This is a genomic window from Zestosphaera sp. (assembly GCA_038843015.1).
Lineage (GTDB): Archaea > Thermoproteota > Thermoprotei_A > Sulfolobales > NBVN01 > Zestomicrobium.
Map to the genome: position 1 here is coordinate 170,140 of JAWBSH010000001.1, position 19,236 is coordinate 189,375.

Genomic DNA, 19,236 nt, shown 5'->3' on the forward strand with positions numbered 1-19,236 from the left:
GCAGGTCTTGCTCATGTCTTAAAACAAGCTCTAAAGAATTGGAGAGAGGTTAAGTCCTAGCAGATTCGATAATATAGTATCCAAACCCGTGTAGCGGACGTTTAATTAATTTAGCTGATTCTATGTAAACACCTCCTCTCCTAAAGAGCTTTGATGAGATTACGTACGTCTCGAATTCTCCCCCCTCACCTACAGGGCTTACGCCGTGTTTTTCAAGATCGTTAAGAAACTCATCAACGTTACCTTCGTTGATTATAGTGCCTAGCCACTTCATGTTGAGTCCATACGCCTGAATTGCAGTGATTATGAAACTCATGTGCTTGACTTCTTCTAGCAGAAGAGTTCTCTGATCACGCCCCCATAAAGGCGCTACATGGTCTAACCCGAGCTCCTCAGCTATTAAATCAACTCTCTCTTTCTGATACTTAGACGCTACAGCTCCCGAAATCAAGTACTCGTATCTAGATCTTAGATTTAATTTCTTAAGACTAGAAAGAACTTCTGAGACTTCAAGTTCTTTGATCCCGCTTGAACGTATCGTTACCTCATTAACGCCGATGAGGTCTGCGTGAAGCCTTGAAAACTCTATGTTGACTGAGTGAAACATCCAGGAATCACTAGCTACTGGGACAACTATGATGAGTAGATCCACCAGTATACCAGCTCTTAAAGCTTCCATGAGAGCAAAATGAGAGTCTTTGCCTCCAGTATATAATGCTGCGCCTCTCACCCCTCAATACCCTCGGAACTCAGAACTTTAATGATTGCATTAACTGTAGCAGCGAGGCATCGTTCACCATTACTTGAGTAACACATGCCCAAGACTATCAAGTCGTTATCACGTATCTGAGAATCTCTTAACTGCTGAGGAAGCTCTCCACTCTTTAGTTCTTCCAGCCCGCCCACTAAGGGAAGATAAAAAGCTCCTTTAGAGTATGTCAGTATTAAAGCTCCGTCTGCGCCCTCCTTAACTACCAAGTCTCTAAGAACTATCACTCCGCCCACCTTATACAAGATAGTGCGGCCATTACTTAAGACAAGTCCAGAGATAGCGCAGTTCGCACACACGCTCTCAATCCTTAAATAAGGAATTAATTTTATGAGGTTCCTAAGACTACCCGCCAGCTCTCTACCAGCTTCTGTTAGTTTAGTTCCATGAGGTCTTGAAATACTGATTAAACCAGCTTCCCTCAACCTGTTAAGCAAAGTCTTAATGCTAGCTTCTCCTAAGCCTGATAACCTCATTAGCTCGTGCCTGCTGCTAATACCACGCACATAAAGAAACTCAAGTACTTTAAAGACGTGATAAGGTGAGAAAGCCGGCTTAACACCGCCTCTCTCCTCAGTTATCTTGAGGAGTATCCTTACTTCCTTCATGCTCTTCAAGAATTACTTGAGTCTAACATTATAAATTAAGAATTAAAATTTATTTTGTTCATTCCAAATGTTATTTGGGTGTAAGTCTTATGAGGTACTTGAAAGGCAGGGATTTCCTTTCAGTCGCTGACTTAACCTCAGAGGAGCTTATGTTCACGCTAAGCACTGCTTACAACCTGAAGCAGAGGTTTTATGGTGGCGAGAGAATAATACCCGTGCTTAAGGGCAAAACAGTCATGATGATCTTCCAGAAACCAAGCACCAGAACCAGGATTAGTTTTGAGCAAGCTATAGTACAGTTAGGTGGTCACTCAATAACTGTTAACTGGCAGGAACTCCAGTTAGGTAGAGGCGAAACCATAGCTGACACGGCAAGAGTTCTAGAGAGATACGTTGATGGCATTGTCGCAAGAGTTTACAAACACAGCGACCTAGAAGAACTGGCTAAATATGCTAATATACCAGTCATAAACGCTTTAAGCGATAGAGAACATCCGTGCCAGGCAGTAGGAGATATGTTAACAATCTATGAAAAGAAAGGAAGACTGAAAGGAGTTACGTTAGCTTACGTAGGTGATGGAGGCAATAACGTGGCTCACTCACTAATACTGGCGGCAAGCAAGCTGGGAATCAACGTAAGAGTAGGTACTGCGGAGGGTTACGACCCAAACCCAGAGATACTCAAGGTAGCTGAAGAAGAAGCTTCGAGATCTGGTTCAGTAATAGAGATATTGAGGACACCTGAAGAAGCCGTCAGGGGAGCTGATGTCGTCTATACAGACGTGTGGGTTAGCATGGGTCAGGAAGCAGAAAGAGAAAAAAGAATCAAGGATTTGAGTAAGTTTAGAGTGACGCCGGAGCTCATGAGACTGGCTAAGAAAGACGCTATATTCATGCACTGCCTGCCAGCACTGAGAGGCATGGAGGTAGTAGATGAAGTCATAGATGGTGTTTGGTCGGTAGTCTGGGACCAAGCAGAGAACAGGCTACACGCACAGAAAGCTCTGCTCGCTCTCCTCATATAGTGTTTCCTACCTACTCCTAGTTTAAAAACTATTACAAAGATAAAAACCAAGTTAACGAGACTTTCTAGCAGTCTTCTTACGCTTCTTTCTTCTAGACTTCCTCTTCTTTTTCTTCTTCAGAGACTTCCTAGCTAAAGTCTCGAGTTGCTTGCTTTGCTTACTCAAGTACTTTCTTATTTCATCTTTAGTTATTACAGAATCTAATTTATCACTCACTATCTTCAACGCGTATATACCGTCCTCTAAATCTCCTTTAACTACTGAATCAAAAGCTATGAGTTCTTCGCTCAACTCAATCTTTTCCGTTTTTAATTTGAGGTCAGTAAACTCTAGTTCCGTACTCTCGCTAGCGTCGTTGCTCGCCACTACTTTAGCGATTAGTATCTCCTTAACCAGAGCCGGTGTTTTAAGTAGCTGGATACTAGGAGATACTTTTTTAAGACTAACAAATAGCGTCAAACCATCTCCACTTATTAATGCCGCGTCGGAATTTCTGCATATTTTTCTTAGTTCTTTATACTTTATTAGATTGCTGGGTCTTGATTTAAGTACTTCCTCAAAACTTGTTTCAGAGAATTTTACTTTTGCTTCCTTAGTTACCTTATAAAACGATAACGTTAGTTTGCTGCCTGCTAGTAGTTCTTGTCTTGATAAGCACTTAAGAGAGGCGCTAGGAAGCATAGCCAATCAACCGGGTCACGCGGGAGTATCTCTGATTATCTTTTATAGCCTATTTTCCTAAGAAACTCGTGACGGTGCTTCTTACTCTCAGCGTTCTCAACCCCGACTACTGCGAAGCCGTCTACAACTCCTATGACTCCCTTACCTTGATTTGTTTCAGCAACTAATACTTGAACAGGGTTTGCCGTAGCTGTGTATATTCTGCACACCTCCTGCACGTTCTTTAGCGAGTTCAACACGTTTATGGGCCAAGCATTCCTTAAGTAGATCACGAACGTATGTCCAGCCCCTATCTTGAGAGCGGCGTCTTCAGCTAGCTTGATTAATTCCTCGTCGTTTCCATCACTTCTAACTAGCCTCTCACCACTAGCCTCATTGAAAGCTATACCGAACTTAATCACAGTTGATGACGTTATTAGAGCTTCATAAATGTCCTCGACTGACTTAATGAAGTGTGTATGACCTATTATGATGTTGGTTCCTTGAGGTACTGGAATATCTACTACCTCTATCTTCTTCAGCTCGCCCACATTCATCACCAGAAAATAAAAACTCATGAGAAATTTAAAAATTGAGGAGTTGCTTAGTGAAGCAAACAAAGCTTCTGAGAGGCTCTATACTTAATGTAAGGTCTTGCCCCTCCCGACTCAGTCGATACCCCACAGTATTAAGTAGTCTTACGATATACTCGTAACTTACGCCTGACCTCTCACTAACGCGTAAGGATCTAAAATTAATTCCGGTCAAGATCGTAATATTGTTTTTCAAGCACTCAACTAACTTAATGTTCTCGCAACAGAAAATGACTTTCATGAACCTACGGAGAGCTGATGGTGGGTTAGCTAATAATAGCTTAGAAGCAATGTCTTCAGTTAAGAAAGTCTTTATTAAAAGGACACCCCCATAAGAAGTCTTGCAAATCTTGACTCCCTGATCTAGTGGGAAGAGGGCATCACCTATTTCAAGTTCCGCAAGTTCTTCTTTGCCGTAAATTACGGTAGCTATATAGGTAGGAGGCCAGCAAGGATTTTCTAAGTTTTCTTCGGCTTCATCACGCACATTCGTTGATTCTCCTGATTGCCTACACATGCCTGCTCACATATTCCGAGACTAACTGACAAGCTTCTCTGAAGAAAGTGTTTGTTGTGACAAGAAAGTAGTTCGTCGCTAGTCTAGCGTTTCACTTCTCAACACATAGTTTCTCCTTAATATGCTTAAAGAAAGATGGCGGCGTCCAAGCCACCCAAGCTGGAAACCTCTTTACAAAATCGTAGGCTTCCTCCCAGCTCTCAAGACCTAACTCACGCGCAAGCTCCTCAAGAGTTAATGAAAACCTCATATACTTGTATACAGTGTCTAGAACGTCCTCAGTAACTAGCACTTCCTTACCGCTACTCAACTTCACAGTCAGCTCACACATACTCCTAAACCCACAACAACTTAAACATGAAGCTTATAAATATGTTAGGTGTTCAGCTCTTATGTTAGTTTCATCATCTCTATTCCCTTGCATCGGTCTTGGTTTGTATTACTGTGTACATGACCACGTTTCTGTCTCCTGTGAGTCCGCATCTAGAGCATGTAGATGATGTTTTGTAGTGACTGTATTCTTCATAGAACTATAGTGATAACTTCTTACTGAATGTTTTGCTCTCTCTTTACATTGTTTTTGGGTTTGCTCAGGTTCTCGAGAACAATACAGTAGAACCGCGCTCATCGGCTAGTTCTGTCATCGTTATGTGGGATTACGCTCAGAAGATTCGCTTCTCATTCTCTTACCGAGTTGCGCGAGGTGCCACAAAACACTGGGTTGTTAGATTCTCTGCGCACCTCGGTACTTCAATGGATCAGTAACACGAGCCTTCATCACTTCTTCAGACGATGACCACTCTTCATCTCCAAGCGTTTATGATCTTGAGTTGTGGCGGGCCCGCCGGGATTTGAACCCGGGACCTACGGGTTAAGAGCCTCGGCCTATCTGCTGGGGTCCGCCGCTCTACCTGGCTGAGCTACGGGCCCTTCCTTTAGATTGACTCACAAGAGTTTTTAAGTATTTCACGCGTGTTCTGCGATTAAGAAGTAAGTTTAAATACTATGTAGCGGTTAGATAGTGTTTGGAGTACACATGATAAGGTCTTTAGTGAGTCTAGCTACGTACTACCACGAACTGAGTCCTGTTAAGGTAGCTGTTTTTAGGGATTTAGGCAAGTTAACTGTAGGAGGCTCTACTGAACTACTAAGTAGGGGTGTTGAGGCATCAATTCCTTTCTGGCTAGCGGAACTCCTAAGCGGGGAGGGCTTAGTAGAAATCAAGGAAAACATGCTAGAGCCTCGAGACGTCGCGATGGCTTTAATAAGCGAGAAAGGAAGTAACGAGAAAGAATTCGCGAAGCTGAAGCCAAGGTTTTACCCAGAGATACGTAGACTCATACGTAAGACTAGAGAAGAGTCTATGAAAGAGCCGGAAGCAGCCGTTAGCTTACTTAAGCTTGAGAGCAACCTTGACGACTTAATTCAGTACAGGCTTAGGAAACTAACTAGAATAGCTGTCTTATCTACGGAAGAAGAAATCGACGAGTACTTAAGTAAGATACTAGTTGAGGAAGGCATCCTCTTAAAGATTCTTAAATCATTAATCAGTGGGTGGAGGTTGTCTATTAGTGAGCGAAAATAACAGAACTGAAGATTTAGAAGTGCGTGAGGTCTTCATAGAACATAAGGTAGATGTAGAACTCATTAAGTCTTTCTTAAGCAACTTTAAGAGTCGTGACGGGTCTTTCAAGTATAAAGAAAGAATAAGGAGGATGATTCGAGAAGGGAGTAAGTCTCTGCTAATAGATTATGAAGACCTAGCAACCTACGACGTCAATTTAATAGAGTTTATAGAGAAAAACCCTGATGAAGCTTTCAACGCTTTCAACAACGCTTTAAGAGACTTAATAAGAGGTGAATATCCCGAATACATTGAAAAATTTGAGAAGTTTTACGCTAGACTCAACGGCTGGGTAAAAACAGTAGCTATAAGGGGAGTTACTAGCGATTACTTAGGTAAGCTAATAGCAGTCGACGGCGTTATCGTTAAAGCGACACCGCGTAAGAGTAAACTCTATAAGGCTCTATACGTCCACATATTATCAAATGGTGAGAAACACGAGTTTTGGTGGCCACCTGAAGAGAGGGAGGAGCTGAGAGACGAGGTTGAGAGGCCTCCGTACTGTCCTGTCTGTGTTAGTGTAGTAACTGAGGAAGAGCGGTTCAGGAGAGGCACTATAAAGCTAGAGCCTGAGCGGTCTAAGTACAGAGATTGGCAGTTAGTAGTTATTCAGGAGAGGCCTGAGGAAGTGCCTGCAGGGCAAATACCTAGGTCTATAGAAGTAGTCTTAACAGACGACCTAGTCGACGTTGCTAGACCCGGCGATAGAGTTACCGTGATCGGTGTTGTTAGGTTGACTAGATCGAGCAGATTTAACAAGATTATCTACACCCCGTATATTGAAGCTAATAACGTCGTTGTAGCACAAAGACTACTTGAAGAACTGAAACTCAGTACTGAGGATGAAGCCAAGATAATCGAACTTTCTCGAGACCCTTTAGTAAGGCGTAAGATAATAGCCAGCATAGCTCCAACAATTTACGGCATGTGGGATGAGAAAGAAGCTATAGCGCTAGCATTATTCGGAGGTAATTCTAAGACTACACGAGACGGGACCAGACTCAGAGGAGACATACACGTCTTAATGGTAGGAGACCCAGGGACTGCTAAGTCACAACTACTACAATATGCTGCCAGGATAGCTCCTAGAGGAATCTATACTACTGGTAAAGGCTCCAGCGCAGCAGGTCTTACAGCAGCAGTAGTCAAAGACAAGCAGACAGGCGAGTATTTTCTAGAAGCTGGAGCAATGGTGTTAGCTGACGGAGGAATAGTAAGCATCGATGAAATCGACAAAATGCGTGATGAAGACAGAGTAGCTATCCACGAGGCTATGGAGCAGGGTAGCGTAAGCATAGCTAAGGCAGGCATAGTCGCTAGATTAAACGCTAGAACAACAGTGATAGCTGCTGGGAATCCTAAGAGAGGCAGATACGTAAGTAGTGAGAGCGTTGCCGAAAATATCGACTTACCAGTAACGATACTCTCGAGGTTTGACTTAATATTCATAGTGAGAGACCTACCTAACATAACGAGAGACACCTCACTGTCAAGCTACGTCCTAAAAACTCACGAGAAGGTGGGCTACGTTGAGTCAGAGATCCCCCCAGACCTCCTCCGTAAATACATAGCTTACGCAAGAAAATACGTAAAACCTGAGCTTACTGAGGAGGCAGAGAAGATAATTAGAGAATACTACATAGAATTGAGAAAGAAGAGTGCTGAAAGAGAAGACGCTCCGCTCGCCATAACTACTAGACAATTAGAAGCTCTCATCAGACTTGCAGAAGCGCATGCTAAAATGAAGCTCAAAAATAAGGTAGAAGCTGAAGACGCTGTAGAAGCAGTAAGACTAATGAACACAGTCTTAGAACAGGTAGGTATGGACGTAGAGACAGGAACTATAGACGTAGACTTAATAATGACCGGCAAAGCTAAGAGTATGCGAGAGAAGGAAGTCACTATCGTTAAGTTAATAAGAGAGATAATGAGTACTGGCGAAGAATGCGTTAAGTATAAGGAGCTACGTAAGAAAGCTTATGATTACGGAATAGACGAGGAAGTCCTTGAGAAAATAATCAAGAACTTGAAACGTAATGGCGAAATATACGAACCTAAAGCGTCCTGTTACGCTATAACAGACTAAACTAGTAGTTATTCGTGAATCATGCTTGCAGTAACTTTATGATATTTAAACTTAAAAAGAAATACTTAAGCTTCAACAGGGCCTATGACTTCTTTCCCAGCCAGCTTATTTATGTAGGCTACCTGCTCATCAACATATTTTTGTATGGCGTTTATCTCTTCCTCCGTGAGATGTCTGAATCTCCCTTGAAGCTTCAAGTACTCCCTTACAGGCTTTCTCTTAGGCACTGGAGTAGTCACGTTTAGTACTCCGTTTTCTATTTCGTAATTTACCCAAATACCTGTCTGGACAGCTAGCTTAGCTATCGTTATAGTTAGTGCTGGCTCGTACCTCCAGCCAGGCACACAAGGAGAGAACGCGTGTATTAGTTTAGGTCCCTTAATACTCATGGCTTTACTTATCTTCATGTAGAGGTCAGGAAGATATGCTGGGTTTATAGTGGCTACATACGGGACTCTGTGTGCTAATGCTATACCAACAATATCTTTCTTAGGTCTCCACTCACCATGCCATATCTTCCCGACAGGCGTAGTCGTAGTCCAGGCTCCTAACGGCGTGGCTCCACTCCTCTGTATACCCGTGTTCATGTATGCCTCGTTATCATAAACTATGTAGAGAATGTCATGCCCTCTCTCAAGCATTCCCGAGAGTGCCTGGATGCCTATGTCGAAAGTCCCGCCATCACCCCCTATAGTCACGACTTTAATTTCTCTCTCAGCAGGCATCTGCCCTTTTCTCTTAAGAACTTTAATAGCCGCCTCAACCCCTGAAGCACCGGCCGCAGCGTTCTCGAAAGCTATGTGTAACCACGGATGCATCCAAGAAGTTTCAGGATACAGCGTCGTAGTCACTTCAACACAACCAGTCGCTTGAACTATTATTGAGTCTTTAGGTATTGCCTTAGTTATATGCCGCATTAGTATAGCAGCACCGCAACCCTGACACATTCTATGTCCGGGCGCGAACCTTTCTTCACGCGGTAAATCCCTAATAGTCAGGACTTTACTCATTCTCTCACCCCAATAAACAGAGGCTCTTTAGGCAAATCTGAGGCAGGTTTATCTTTTAGTTCAGAGAGCTTACTGAACATCACGCCTATGTGTTCATGCGTTACTGGTCTTCCCCCAAGACCGGACACAAAGCTCAGAGTCTTAGTATCTACTCCGTGCTTACTCAGCGTTGTAACAATCTCTGAATGTAGGGGTCCTGGAGACGGAGAACCAGGTATTAAAGCTCTATCAACAACCCCGATAATCTTAACGTCTTCAAGATGTTTCACTACCAGATCTTCTGGGAAGGGCCTGTAGAGCTTCACTTTAAGCACTCCTGCTCTAGAATTTTTGCCTCTAACCCTACTTAGGTAAGCTTTAATGTTGCCCACAACATGCCCCATAGCTACTAACACTATTTCAGGGTTATCATCACCGTAATACTCTACCGCACCATACCTCCTGCCAAACACCCTAGCAAATTCCTCAACACTCTTCTCAAAGACTTCTCTAGACTTCTTCATCGCCTCATATTGTTGCTTCTTGAACTCAAAATACCATTGAGGGTCTCCTAAAGCACCGATAGTTGCAGGTCTGTTAGGGTCTAGCGTGAACCAGGTCTTTCTCTTCGGTGCGAAACTCAACGCCTCATCTCTTTCTATTACGTTAATAGGCTCGATCGTGTGTGTCATGAAGTACCCGTCAAGGGCTGTAACCACGGGTAAGAGGACTTCTGGGTCCTCTGCTATCTTATAAGCAAGTATGATGTCATCATGCGCCTCCTGATTATTTTCTGCCATCATCATGACCCAGCCAGTATCTGAGACAGCCATGAAATCACTATGATCATTCCATATGTTTATAGGTGCTGAGAGAGCTCTCGTCGCTATCGTCATGACAATAGGTAGTCTTAGTGAGGAAGCTATGAACATTATTTCGTACATTAAAGCTATCCCCTGCGAAGAAGACGCTGTATAAACTCTAGCTCCGACAGCCGCCGCGCCAATAGCTGCTGAAAGAGCTGAATGCTCTGATTCCACATGAATCATTTCAGCGTCTAACTCTCCATTAGCTATGAATTCTGCTAGCTTCTCAACTATTGTAGTCTGAGGGGTTATTGGGTACGCGGAAATCACGTCCACGTCTGCTGATTTGACAGCATACGCTACTGCTGAATTACCTGAGAGCGGAACTACCTTACCCACTTACCTCACCTCAGGAACCATCTCTATAGCTTTAACAGGACATTCCTGCGCACATATGCCGCAGCCCTTACAATAATCGTAGTCTATCAGGTAGGACACCTCATACCTCCTATTCGTTGAAGTGACGTAAGGTTTGTCAGCCTCTATTATCGCTGGCTCCGGGCAGTAAGACCAGCATATACGACACCTAATACACTTATCCTGATTTATGACAGGTCTTAAAGTCCTCCACTCATGAGTTTTGTAACGCCTTGAAGAGCCTGGCTCCAGTATAATCGCTCCTACCGGTAATTCTCTCCAGGAAGGCAACCTACTACTCAAGGTCTCACCACCTTAAGTAATCTGTAAGATTCGTTAATTATGTTTATGTTAGCCTCAGCTAACCTTTCAGGAAACCTCTCTCTAACTACTTCTATAACGTTATCTAGAGACACTACGTGAGTAGCAGCTACTAAAGCACCTATCATAGCTGTGTTAACTATGGGTAGCTTAAATATGTTCATTGCAATACTCGTAGCGTCGACTGTTGCTATGGTGACTCTCAAGCGCCTTAAATCCGCTATCTCATCTAATATCTCTGAGGGCTCTTTAGTAGTGTTTGCTACTAAGTAACCACCTTCTTTCAACCCTCCAAGAACTTTAGGTGATGTAATCATGAAAGGATCTAACACTACCACAGCGTCTGGGTTAGTTATGGGTGTTCTGTCATAAATAACTTCCCTGTCAATTCTAGTATATGCTGTGACAGGAGCACCCCTCCTCTCAGCACCAAACTCGGGGAACGCCAAAGCATAGAAACCAGCCTTAATAGCTGCTGAAGCAGTTATGTCTGCAGCCGTTACAGCCCCCATGCCGCCACGTCCATGCCACCTAATCTCAAACATTTTGTTAAACCCAAGACAATCTATATCCAAATAAAATAAATTAGCGTGAGTTACGACTCACAACTGAAAGCCTCGTCCTCCTAGAGTAGGGAAGGCCAGGTCTTGAAAGTCCGTTATACTTAATTCGTAGAGAAGCTATGAAGCATTAAGGCAAGTCCCTATATGCTGGGTGAGTACTTATTTCCTTGATTAGCTTGAAGTATCTTCGTACTAAGTCCAACCTTACTGAACGGTCTAGCCTCTCTATCTCTACCTCGAAGACTGCGGGCTCGTAATCATTATAGAAGTCAACTACCTTACCAGAACTATTTATCAAAAAAGTCGGTTGTTGCTCTCTCCTGTTACTTAAGTAACCTCCTAAACCCACGAGAGGTATGTTATTCTCTACTGCTCTAACAACGCCTAACTTAAGAGTTAATTCTGGGTCACGTTCAGTCAATAGTGGAGGATTAACAGCCACTATAGTATCACTACCTAAGAACTTACATATCCTCGCTACTTCAGGTACTTCAAGTTCTTTCAGGTAGATAAAACATAACTTAATACCGCCGACCTCAAATAACTCAGGCGTCTTATTCGCTAATATCTTGTCGTTAATAGGCAGTATGTTGCCGGCCTTGAAAAGCGGCTGACCTAACGGGGGTATTATGCCTGTAGAAAAATGTGCCTTATCACCTCCCTTCCTAATTATGGGAGTTATAACTATAGAAACTTTCCTCTTCCTAGCTACGTTAATTAGCTTCTTAGTAATATTCCTCACATAGTTCCTGTAATTGTTGTATTTTCTGCGTCCACTAATAAAGTCATGCAGGGAATTCACTGAAGAGAGGCATAAAAGCAATGTCACGTTACTTGATATATGTTCTAAGACCTCATCTATAGACTCAGCATACATTCTGGAATTACTGCTTAAGTCTAATCTTACTACTGCAACAGTCTTCCTATAACTCATACCCAATCACACCAAGTAGCTCGTTTGTTCTTAGCTCTTCGTATAATTCTTTAAGCAAGTCATTATAAAGCGCATCATCACTTTCTACACGACTCATTCTACTCTCCAGAACCCTAGTCCTCTCCTCACTAACTAAGCCCGCGTATCTCTCAGTTAAGTAATTGTATACCTCGATACCTAGTAACGAAGGTATTAGTTCCCCTCTCTTTTTAGAGTACGCGTACTTACGCTTAAGAATAGTCTCGATTATTTTAGCGTAGGTTGAAGGTCTGCCAATACCTCTCTCCTTCATAGTTCTTATCACGGATGCCTGAGTATGTAGTGGAACCTCATATACTGCCTTAATATCGTGTTTAAGACTAGAGCTTTCAGAACTGTAAAGACCTTCCTCAGGAATTTGATGAATTCTCAGACTCTTAAGGATTTTATCAAATCCTTCAGACACTACCTCAAACACTACTTCTTTGCTGACAGGCGGTAAATTAATGTGTCTCGAGTCCTTAGTAATCACTTCCACAGAGAACTCCGTAACTCTCTTCTTGACTACAGCCTTAGGCATCTGAGACGCGATAAACCTCCTAAATATCATGTCGTAAACTCTGAAATGCGTATTGTGAAGCTTTTTAGGAACTTCTATAATACCCTCGCTAATCAGCTCTCTAAGCATCTCCGCATCAACAGGTCTCGTAGGCCTTATACACTCATGAGCACCGCCAACACCCCACGTCCTCCCCTCAAAGAACTTAGTCCATGAATCACCGAGTTTCTCACTCAAATAATCTCTCGCAACTCTAATCCCAACGTCTGAAACCCGAACGCTATCAGTCCTGTGATAAGTTATTAAGCCAGACTCAAAAAGTTCTTGTAAGATCTTCATTACCTGAGATGCTGGAATTCTTAAAGTACTTGAGATATCTGAGAGTGCAGCATCAGTAGTATAGGGTGGAGGAGGACTCACCTGCTCCTCAACCACGCCGTAGCTTTTAACACTAACTCGAACATCCCTGACGTTATTAGGGGTAATTATGTCTCTCAAATCTATGGGGATCTTGACCGCGACTGTTAAGTCTCTGAAGTATAGTAATAGATATGTAGATAGAGACTCCCGATGTTTTCTATAGTTCTCTATAATCCACCCAAGAACAGGACTTTGAACTCTCCCAGCACTTAACCTCTTATAAGATTCCCTATACTTACTACAGAGATTTAGATACTTGCTGACTTGCCTTGACCTAACGTTGCTGTGTTTGTCGGCTGTTGAAGCAAGCCGTGGACAGAAGTAGTACTTCCAAAACTCGTTCTGCAGTCTACCAGAAAGCGAAAAACCTATCCACCTATCCTCAATTCTCCTGAGGAGCTGTGCCTTAACAAGCTTAAAGTTTATGTTGCGAGGGTTATTTAGAGCTTGAGTTACTGCCTTACGAGTTACTTCATGGAATTCAACCCTTTTTATGACCTTATTGAATGGAATTAAAACGTGATAGAGGTCATAAGCTATCTTCTCACCTTCAGTATCTGGGTCTGTACCTACTAGTATTTCATCAACTTCGTAAGCTACTTCCCTTAACGATTGGATAACGTCTGAGGAACTCAAAACCTCTCCCGAACCGCAGAGAGGGCACGAGGTGCTATTATTGAGTGATGCGAATTGATAGCCGCACTTTACACACCTCTTTATTGGAGCAAACACTGGAACGAAAGAAGACTTACCACTAACTCCTCTACGGTGTAAAACCCCATACACGTAATCAGCAGGCTCTACTCCATTAACATATTGGTCAGTAATCAGTTCGTATATGTGGCCGCCGCTAGCCGTAATCAGTAGAGTGTAGTTACCTAAGTTTACTTCATAAACTCTTAACCTCCCGTATTCTTTAATACTAGGTCTCCCGAACATCCTAGCTATAGTCTTGGCTTTGTTAGGCGACTCAACAATCATGAGAGCTGTCTTAATTTCTACTCTCTTTTTCAGATCTTCAATTAACTCGCCCCTACCTATAGCTAAGATCTCCTCACGTGTTCGGTTTATCTCATTAATTACTTGACTTAAGTTAATCTCTTCTAGATTCTTAAACTCAAACTCTCCAGTAATTAGCTTCAGTCTCCTCTCAAGAGCTCTCAAGAGTTTCTCGTTCCAAGTCACTATGATTGAGAGACCCTTACTCACACCGCCTAAATAAAGCCTAGAAGTCCTCCCACTAGCTTGAATATACGTCGGCGCGTCAGGTATCAACACGTATAGAGCTCCCCCCTCACTAACGACTACCACTTCCGGATGCTTAATCAGATTCTCTACAACGGCCTGGCTTTTCAGCAATTCATGAACTCTCTCGTAAACTTCTACGAAGAGTTTTTCACTCGCTGTCTGAGGGCTCCTCTCACCCATCAAGACCTCATTAATTACTTTGAGAAAGTAGTTGCCAGACCTCTTCAAAACCCTCCTTAACTTAACGAAAGCGTTTTCTAGGAACCGCTTATCGTTTAAGTCTGCGACCGCGTCTCTCAGTAGAGGCACAAGTCTCACCACATCAACAGCGCTCAATCTCTCAAGTCTTAAATTTATCTTGTGCCTAGGTACGTCAACGAATACGACATATCTTATTCTAGTCGGGAGATCGATACCCCTAACTAGTACACCGTAGTAAGTAGCCACACCAACTAAGACATCTATAGAACCCGAAATAAAATCTTCTAAAACTCTTATTTTCTTGCTATGCATAGCTTCAGCTGCTATTCCCTGCAACCTAAGATTAGAAGCTAAGTCTTCAGCGAACTCTATACCTAAATCTACGGGAACGTAAATCAGGCCTCCACTCCCTAAAGTCTTCACAAGCCTCACTACCTCCTCGACCGCTCCTTTTAAGTCTACTGTCTTGAGGTATGTATCTTCTATGTTTCTTATTAACTCAGGTCTAGCACCTATCTCAAACCCCATCAACTCTCTGAACAACCTGACTCTGAGACCTCTAGGATTTCCCGTAGCCGAAGCTATTACCAAGACCTTCTTCGCATTTCTTCGTTTTCTTACCTCAGATTTTAGTTTATTAAGTTCCTCAACTAACTCACTAGACCCGCTCTTCAGTCCTAATTCTCTCTTAAGTTTAATTATTTTCAGTCCTTTCTCTATATCAGAATCTGTAAAACCCATTAAGTTGAGCAAGTAGTTTATCGCTTTCGAGCCCCTTAAGACGGCGTCTACGTCATCTACAAAAACAAAAGTAAAGTCATGCTTGTTTATCTTATCGTAGTTTTTCATGAAATACCTTGAAGTAGTTATGAGTATGTCAAACCCCTTAGGGTCCTCCAGCCTCTTCTCTCTTTCTTCTTTCTCTCTCTTCTTAAGTCTTGAATGTATTGTTAAGATGCTCGCAGCGCCTCCAATCCTGTTAAGAAAATCTATTAATTTCTTCTCTGCCTGCATGACTAACGTAGTCGTAGGTACTATAAAGTATGATTTCATGCCCTTAAAAGAATAGTATAGCGCCACAACCAACCCTAAGGTAGTCTTGCCGATCCCTGTAGGAGCAATCATAGCGAAGGAGCTTCCCCTGCTAACTCTCCTTATCCACAACTTCTGAATACTCCACGGCTCACTACCGACACATCTCTTAAAAAACTCGCTAAGAGCTGCCTCATCTTTCAAAGCATCACTAAATTCTTTGAGGTTCTTTAAATTACCCAACCTACGTAATTCCCTAATAACATCACTCAAGTTGAGAGTATCCCCTTCAAATGAAGGGAGACAACTACTGCAGGGAACGCCCTTACCTAACCTACTATCACTTATTACGCCTCCACAGTTTGGACACGTACTGCCGTACAACACTAACTCAGCTTCAGTCAATTCCTTATTAACTGTCATCTTAAACCCAAGAATATAATTCGGGGAGAACTCTATTTATACCTAAGCCCTGATGTATTTAGCCATTACTTGACGAACCTTAGTTCTTGTCAGTGAAGAGAAGACTCATCACACTATCAGGAGAGCGTCGTAACATCATCTACTTAAAACCTTATTAGCTAACTATTAAATCTTTATAGTTGGTAGTGATGAGAAGAAACGCATGAGAGATGATTACAGCTGTCTCAGCTGAAAGCCACCTCAAGAAGTTTTAGGTCTTCTACTAACTCAGTTTTTAAATTATTGTGTATATTTAAGTAGGTGTTAGGTATTTGAGTTATAGTAAATCAGCTTTAGCCGGAGTTCTTGCTGGTTTGATGAGCGGCATATTAATAGGGATCATATACGTGTTTGCGTTATCACAGATTATGATAGAATTAGTTGACGAGATCTCTAGTTTGATGACTTCAATCTACGGAGTACCGTATGATTTAATACACGAGCAACTCTCCCAGATCATTTCAATCGCGAATTTCGTAGCTCCTATAATCTATCCAGTCCAGTACTCCCTGATAGGAGCGCTCTTCGGTCTTCTCCAGCAATACTTAATGACGAGGCTCAAGACAAGCTTACTAAAATCAATAATGTTAGCTGGAGTAGTATATGCCTTATTCTTAGGAGTAGTGCCGATACTGACTATTCAATTTATTCAAGACCCTCTACTCACGGCGATACTCAGAAAACTCGGTTTCTCGATCTACGTGTACTCAGTAATGCCTGCAGCTCTCTTCACACTATTCTTATACATTATACACTTTATTAGAGGTCCTTGGAGTAAAGTTTTAGAAGCTAAACCTAAAGAGTACTAGATACCAAGCTATCGGTGAGCAAGTTGCTACTAGATACAGTCTTCTTGATTCTAGTAGCGCTTCTTCCAGGACTCTCCACTTTAGCATACTTCATTAAAACCAAGAAAACGAATCTCGTGTTGTTGCTGCTTGGCGGTGGCGGGTGGCTAATAGCATTACTAGCGAGAACCCCCATACTGTACGCGCTCTCCAACACTATCGAGAGAACAGCGTACTTAGTGGTAGCTTCTTACTCTGCCGGGCTCTTCGAAGAATCTATGAGGTATTTAGTGCTGAAGACTCCCTTAAGTAAGAAGTCAACTGAAGATGCCGTGGCGCTAGGACTAAGCTGGGGCCTAACTGAAGCTTTATTCATTTACGTGTTGCCCATCACCATTTACACCCCAGTAGGTTACTCTCTACTTGAGCTACTACCTGGAGCCCTCGAAAGAAACATTGCCTTGTTAGGGCACATTGTTTTCTCCCTGATCGTGTTGAAGGCACTAAGTAAGATCATTTACTTACCTGCGTCAATGCTTGCTCACGGGTCACTCAACATAGTGGGTGTGGTCACGCTTGATTTAACTAAAAACGTATGGCTAACCGAGACCCTCCTAGGATTAAGTGTTCTCCTGCTATTCATCGCCACGCTCCACACATTGAGTAGAAACCCCAGCAACCAAGTATGGAGTACTTAAGTTATCTGAGACTTCATCATCGATTTCTCACACAATTAGATGACCAGCTATTCTCTCAACCAACGCGAGGGTTATACTAGGTGATTGTGGCAGACTATAAAGCTGTAAGGACTGCTAGAACACTCTACCAAACTTGGTGAAACTCACATATAGAAATTATAGTGGTGACAAAGACTATTATAAAGTATAAAAGTGTCCTGAACACTACCTAACTTGAAATAATCTCCAAACGCGTGAGACTCCACGAAGAAATAACGCTTAAAAGACGTGTTAAGCAAACCAGAAATCATAAATTACACTAAAGCCAAAACAAAAGGAAGGAACCTTTTAAATGACTTCTTAGACCCAACTATAATCATCATGATCAGATTTCCCACCTTATGTAGATGCCGGCATTACCTTCGTATTTTATTCTTCCTCTGGTAGCTCTATCTACTTCTCTCTCTTCCACTCCGACTAGTCTTACAAGTTCTTTAGTCGTCTCAATTATGGGCTTATATCTAGTAGTTCTCTCACGTTGGCTTAACTCCCTTGCTGACCTAACTAGCAGTCTAGGGTTACCCACGACTGCTAGAAAAACACTATGTCTGCTTAATTGAACGTTGAGAAGTTCAGGTTCTTGGAAATATACGGTCTGCATTTCAGTTCTTGATGTCTTATATTCTTTACCCATAACTGCAACGATAGCTTCATTTTCTCCCCCAAGCAACCTGTGTACGTTGATATAGTCAGGTCTTACAAGATTTTCCCGCTTGAAATATATTCCATACTTCTCGTTAATTAACATCTTAGCATAGAATGCCTGGTCTCTATATGCTGTTACCACTGTCGTTTTGAATCCATAGGAACTTAGAACGATTCCAAGTGCCCCCGCAATGTAAGTTCTGTAGGGCTCGGTGAGAATACCGTAATTTTCATCAAGCCACTCCTCTTGAGTTGGTTCTACTATTAACATGGGTCTTCCGGTGCTTAAGCACTCAAAGACAGCCTCACTTAGCTTGTTTAATACTTCATGCTCAAAGAGTTTGGGTGAGTTACCTATGTCTATTCCTAGCTGTTTTATTTTCTCGTTAAAAGAAAACTTAGCTCTAAGCTCTCCAGCATAGTATCCAGTACTTATTGGTTCTTCGGTGGGGCCAGGTAACCTGTACGTCGTATCAATGAGTTCGTACCATTCCCCTCTTAGATGTTCGCGCGCCGCTCTCATTAATTCAGTACTTTCTAAATTTTTGGTGTCTATCCCGCTTCTTTCTAAAAGACCTGCAACAAAGCTCTCAAGGATCAATCTTTCATTCCTTAGTCGAGTGAATTCTCTATAGTCTTCTGGAAGTACTATCGCCTGCATAGGATCTCCTACAACTATCATTGAACCTTCAAGGGATTCGTCCTTGCTGACCTTATCAATGATTTCTTTTCTTACCTCCATGAAGGCTTCATGGAACTTCATCCTGCTGGCTTCATCAATCATTATGTGAAACACCCCTCTGTCTTTTATTGAGGGTGTTTGGTAAGGAGTAGTCAGAATTATCTTGGTCTCACTACTTACCTTGTCTCTGAGCTTGCGGCAATCTCCCTCGTATCTAAACTGTGAACCATAAACCCTCATAAATTCTAGAATCTCCTTTTGAGTATATCCCTTCCTAAAGAGAACTCTCACCGCATATCGTAATCCTTGAGCTATTAATGCATTAGTTGGGGCTACGTATATTATTAACTCGTTCTGGTCAAGGTTGTCTAAGACTCTCTCGACGCTCGAAAACATAGAAAGGGTCTTCCTTGTTCCTGGAGGACCCTGAACTACAGCAATGTTATGGTTCTTTAGTTTACCAATCATGAAATTAATTACATAATTTATATCCTCTAACGGAGGTGGATTAAGGAAGTAACCACTTTCAAGCTCCTCATCTATAATACTACGGAGGTAGAAAATCATTATC

18 protein-coding genes and 1 tRNA gene are annotated in these 19,236 nt (G+C 42.4%); 5 read left to right on the plus strand and 14 right to left on the minus strand.

Going from position 1 to position 19,236, the window contains the following annotated elements; all coding sequences use genetic code 11:
• Positions 1 to 49 precede the first annotated feature (49 nt).
• Entirely contained in the window at positions 50 to 730 is a 681-nt protein-coding gene (locus QXL29_01060) for a diphthine--ammonia ligase (protein MEM2283181.1), read from the minus strand.
• The gene (locus QXL29_01065; protein ID MEM2283182.1) at positions 727 to 1,377 is read right to left on the minus strand and encodes a DUF4443 domain-containing protein; all 651 of its coding nucleotides are present in this window, start codon (positions 1,375 to 1,377) and stop codon (positions 727 to 729) included. Before QXL29_01065 ends, QXL29_01060 begins: the two co-directional genes overlap by 4 nt.
• A gap of 89 nt (positions 1,378 to 1,466) precedes the next feature.
• Here QXL29_01065 and argF point away from each other — a divergent pair, with 89 nt between their 5' ends.
• On the plus strand, positions 1,467 to 2,402 hold the full coding sequence (gene argF, locus QXL29_01070; protein MEM2283183.1) for an ornithine carbamoyltransferase: 936 nt from the start codon (positions 1,467 to 1,469) through the stop codon (positions 2,400 to 2,402).
• A gap of 51 nt (positions 2,403 to 2,453) precedes the next feature.
• On the opposite strand, the gene QXL29_01075 is transcribed toward argF, so the two are convergent.
• The 5 genes from QXL29_01075 to QXL29_01095 form a co-directional block, all read right to left on the minus strand.
• Positions 2,454 to 3,089 (minus strand): hypothetical protein, encoded by a 636-nt coding sequence (locus tag QXL29_01075; GenBank protein ID MEM2283184.1) that lies wholly within the window; start codon positions 3,087 to 3,089, stop codon positions 2,454 to 2,456.
• 29 nt (positions 3,090 to 3,118) lie between these two features.
• Positions 3,119 to 3,619, minus strand: coding sequence for an adenosine-specific kinase (locus tag QXL29_01080; protein MEM2283185.1), 501 nt, complete (start codon positions 3,617 to 3,619; stop codon positions 3,119 to 3,121).
• 28 nt (positions 3,620 to 3,647) lie between these two features.
• On the minus strand, positions 3,648 to 4,172 hold the full coding sequence (locus tag QXL29_01085) for a hypothetical protein (protein ID MEM2283186.1): 525 nt from the start codon (positions 4,170 to 4,172) through the stop codon (positions 3,648 to 3,650).
• A gap of 91 nt (positions 4,173 to 4,263) precedes the next feature.
• Positions 4,264 to 4,503 carry a hypothetical protein gene (locus QXL29_01090; GenBank protein MEM2283187.1) on the minus strand — a complete coding sequence of 80 codons (240 nt, stop codon included), beginning with the start codon at positions 4,501 to 4,503 and terminating at the stop codon, positions 4,264 to 4,266.
• A 502-nt stretch (positions 4,504 to 5,005) separates the two neighbouring features.
• A tRNA-Lys gene (locus tag QXL29_01095) sits at positions 5,006 to 5,102 on the minus strand.
• A gap of 91 nt (positions 5,103 to 5,193) precedes the next feature.
• On the opposite strand from QXL29_01095, the gene QXL29_01100 reads away from it, so the two are divergent.
• Together QXL29_01100 and QXL29_01105 are read left to right on the plus strand one after the other, a co-directional pair.
• Positions 5,194 to 5,757, plus strand: coding sequence for a hypothetical protein (locus QXL29_01100; GenBank protein ID MEM2283188.1), 564 nt, complete (start codon positions 5,194 to 5,196; stop codon positions 5,755 to 5,757).
• On the plus strand, positions 5,744 to 7,882 hold the full coding sequence (locus QXL29_01105) for a minichromosome maintenance protein MCM (protein MEM2283189.1): 2,139 nt from the start codon (positions 5,744 to 5,746) through the stop codon (positions 7,880 to 7,882). Before QXL29_01100 ends, QXL29_01105 begins: the two co-directional genes overlap by 14 nt.
• Before the next feature lie 65 nt (positions 7,883 to 7,947).
• Here the strand turns inward: QXL29_01105 and porB are convergent, their stop codons facing one another.
• The 6 genes from porB to rgy form a co-directional block, all read right to left on the minus strand.
• Complete coding sequence (gene porB / locus QXL29_01110) at positions 7,948 to 8,892, minus strand: pyruvate synthase subunit PorB (protein ID MEM2283190.1); 945 nt, start codon at positions 8,890 to 8,892, stop codon at positions 7,948 to 7,950.
• Positions 8,889 to 10,076: a ferredoxin oxidoreductase gene (locus QXL29_01115; GenBank protein MEM2283191.1), complete on the minus strand. Its 1,188-nt coding sequence runs from the start codon at positions 10,074 to 10,076 to the stop codon at positions 8,889 to 8,891. Before QXL29_01115 ends, porB begins: the two co-directional genes overlap by 4 nt.
• Entirely contained in the window at positions 10,077 to 10,397 is a 321-nt protein-coding gene (locus QXL29_01120; protein ID MEM2283192.1) for a 4Fe-4S binding protein, read from the minus strand. It lies immediately after the preceding gene.
• Positions 10,394 to 10,960 carry a 2-oxoacid:acceptor oxidoreductase family protein gene (locus QXL29_01125; GenBank protein ID MEM2283193.1) on the minus strand — a complete coding sequence of 189 codons (567 nt, stop codon included), beginning with the start codon at positions 10,958 to 10,960 and terminating at the stop codon, positions 10,394 to 10,396. The genes QXL29_01120 and QXL29_01125 overlap by 4 nt, the downstream gene beginning before the upstream one ends.
• Before the next feature lie 145 nt (positions 10,961 to 11,105).
• Complete coding sequence (locus QXL29_01130; protein MEM2283194.1) at positions 11,106 to 11,912, minus strand: hypothetical protein; 807 nt, start codon at positions 11,910 to 11,912, stop codon at positions 11,106 to 11,108.
• The gene (gene rgy, locus QXL29_01135) at positions 11,902 to 15,774 is read right to left on the minus strand and encodes a reverse gyrase (protein MEM2283195.1); all 3,873 of its coding nucleotides are present in this window, start codon (positions 15,772 to 15,774) and stop codon (positions 11,902 to 11,904) included. Before rgy ends, QXL29_01130 begins: the two co-directional genes overlap by 11 nt.
• A gap of 311 nt (positions 15,775 to 16,085) precedes the next feature.
• Here rgy and QXL29_01140 point away from each other — a divergent pair, with 311 nt between their 5' ends.
• Complete coding sequence (locus QXL29_01140) at positions 16,086 to 16,622, plus strand: hypothetical protein (GenBank protein MEM2283196.1); 537 nt, start codon at positions 16,086 to 16,088, stop codon at positions 16,620 to 16,622.
• Positions 16,623 to 16,636: 14 nt separating this feature from the next.
• Positions 16,637 to 17,299 carry a YhfC family glutamic-type intramembrane protease gene (locus tag QXL29_01145; protein MEM2283197.1) on the plus strand — a complete coding sequence of 221 codons (663 nt, stop codon included), beginning with the start codon at positions 16,637 to 16,639 and terminating at the stop codon, positions 17,297 to 17,299.
• A gap of 364 nt (positions 17,300 to 17,663) precedes the next feature.
• Here the strand turns inward: QXL29_01145 and QXL29_01150 are convergent, their stop codons facing one another.
• The gene (locus QXL29_01150) at positions 17,664 to 19,232 is read right to left on the minus strand and encodes an AAA family ATPase (protein ID MEM2283198.1); all 1,569 of its coding nucleotides are present in this window, start codon (positions 19,230 to 19,232) and stop codon (positions 17,664 to 17,666) included.
• Between the last annotated feature and the right edge of the window lie 4 nt (positions 19,233 to 19,236).

Coding starts and splice junctions, on each gene's coding strand:
- QXL29_01125 (MEM2283193.1), bottom strand. CDS start 10,960: ATGTTTGAGATTAGGTGGCATGGACGTGGCGGCATGGGGGCTGTAACG.
- QXL29_01080 (MEM2283185.1), bottom strand. CDS start 3,619: ATGAATGTGGGCGAGCTGAAGAAGATAGAGGTAGTAGATATTCCAGTA.
- QXL29_01085 (MEM2283186.1), bottom strand. CDS start 4,172: ATGTGTAGGCAATCAGGAGAATCAACGAATGTGCGTGATGAAGCCGAA.
- argF (MEM2283183.1), top strand. CDS start 1,467: ATGAGGTACTTGAAAGGCAGGGATTTCCTTTCAGTCGCTGACTTAACC.
- QXL29_01130 (MEM2283194.1), bottom strand. CDS start 11,912: ATGAGTTATAGGAAGACTGTTGCAGTAGTAAGATTAGACTTAAGCAGT.
- QXL29_01065 (MEM2283182.1), bottom strand. CDS start 1,377: ATGAAGGAAGTAAGGATACTCCTCAAGATAACTGAGGAGAGAGGCGGT.
- rgy (MEM2283195.1), bottom strand. CDS start 15,774: ATGACAGTTAATAAGGAATTGACTGAAGCTGAGTTAGTGTTGTACGGC.
- porB (MEM2283190.1), bottom strand. CDS start 8,892: ATGAGTAAAGTCCTGACTATTAGGGATTTACCGCGTGAAGAAAGGTTC.
- QXL29_01150 (MEM2283198.1), bottom strand. CDS start 19,232: ATGATTTTCTACCTCCGTAGTATTATAGATGAGGAGCTTGAAAGTGGT.
- QXL29_01090 (MEM2283187.1), bottom strand. CDS start 4,503: ATGTGTGAGCTGACTGTGAAGTTGAGTAGCGGTAAGGAAGTGCTAGTT.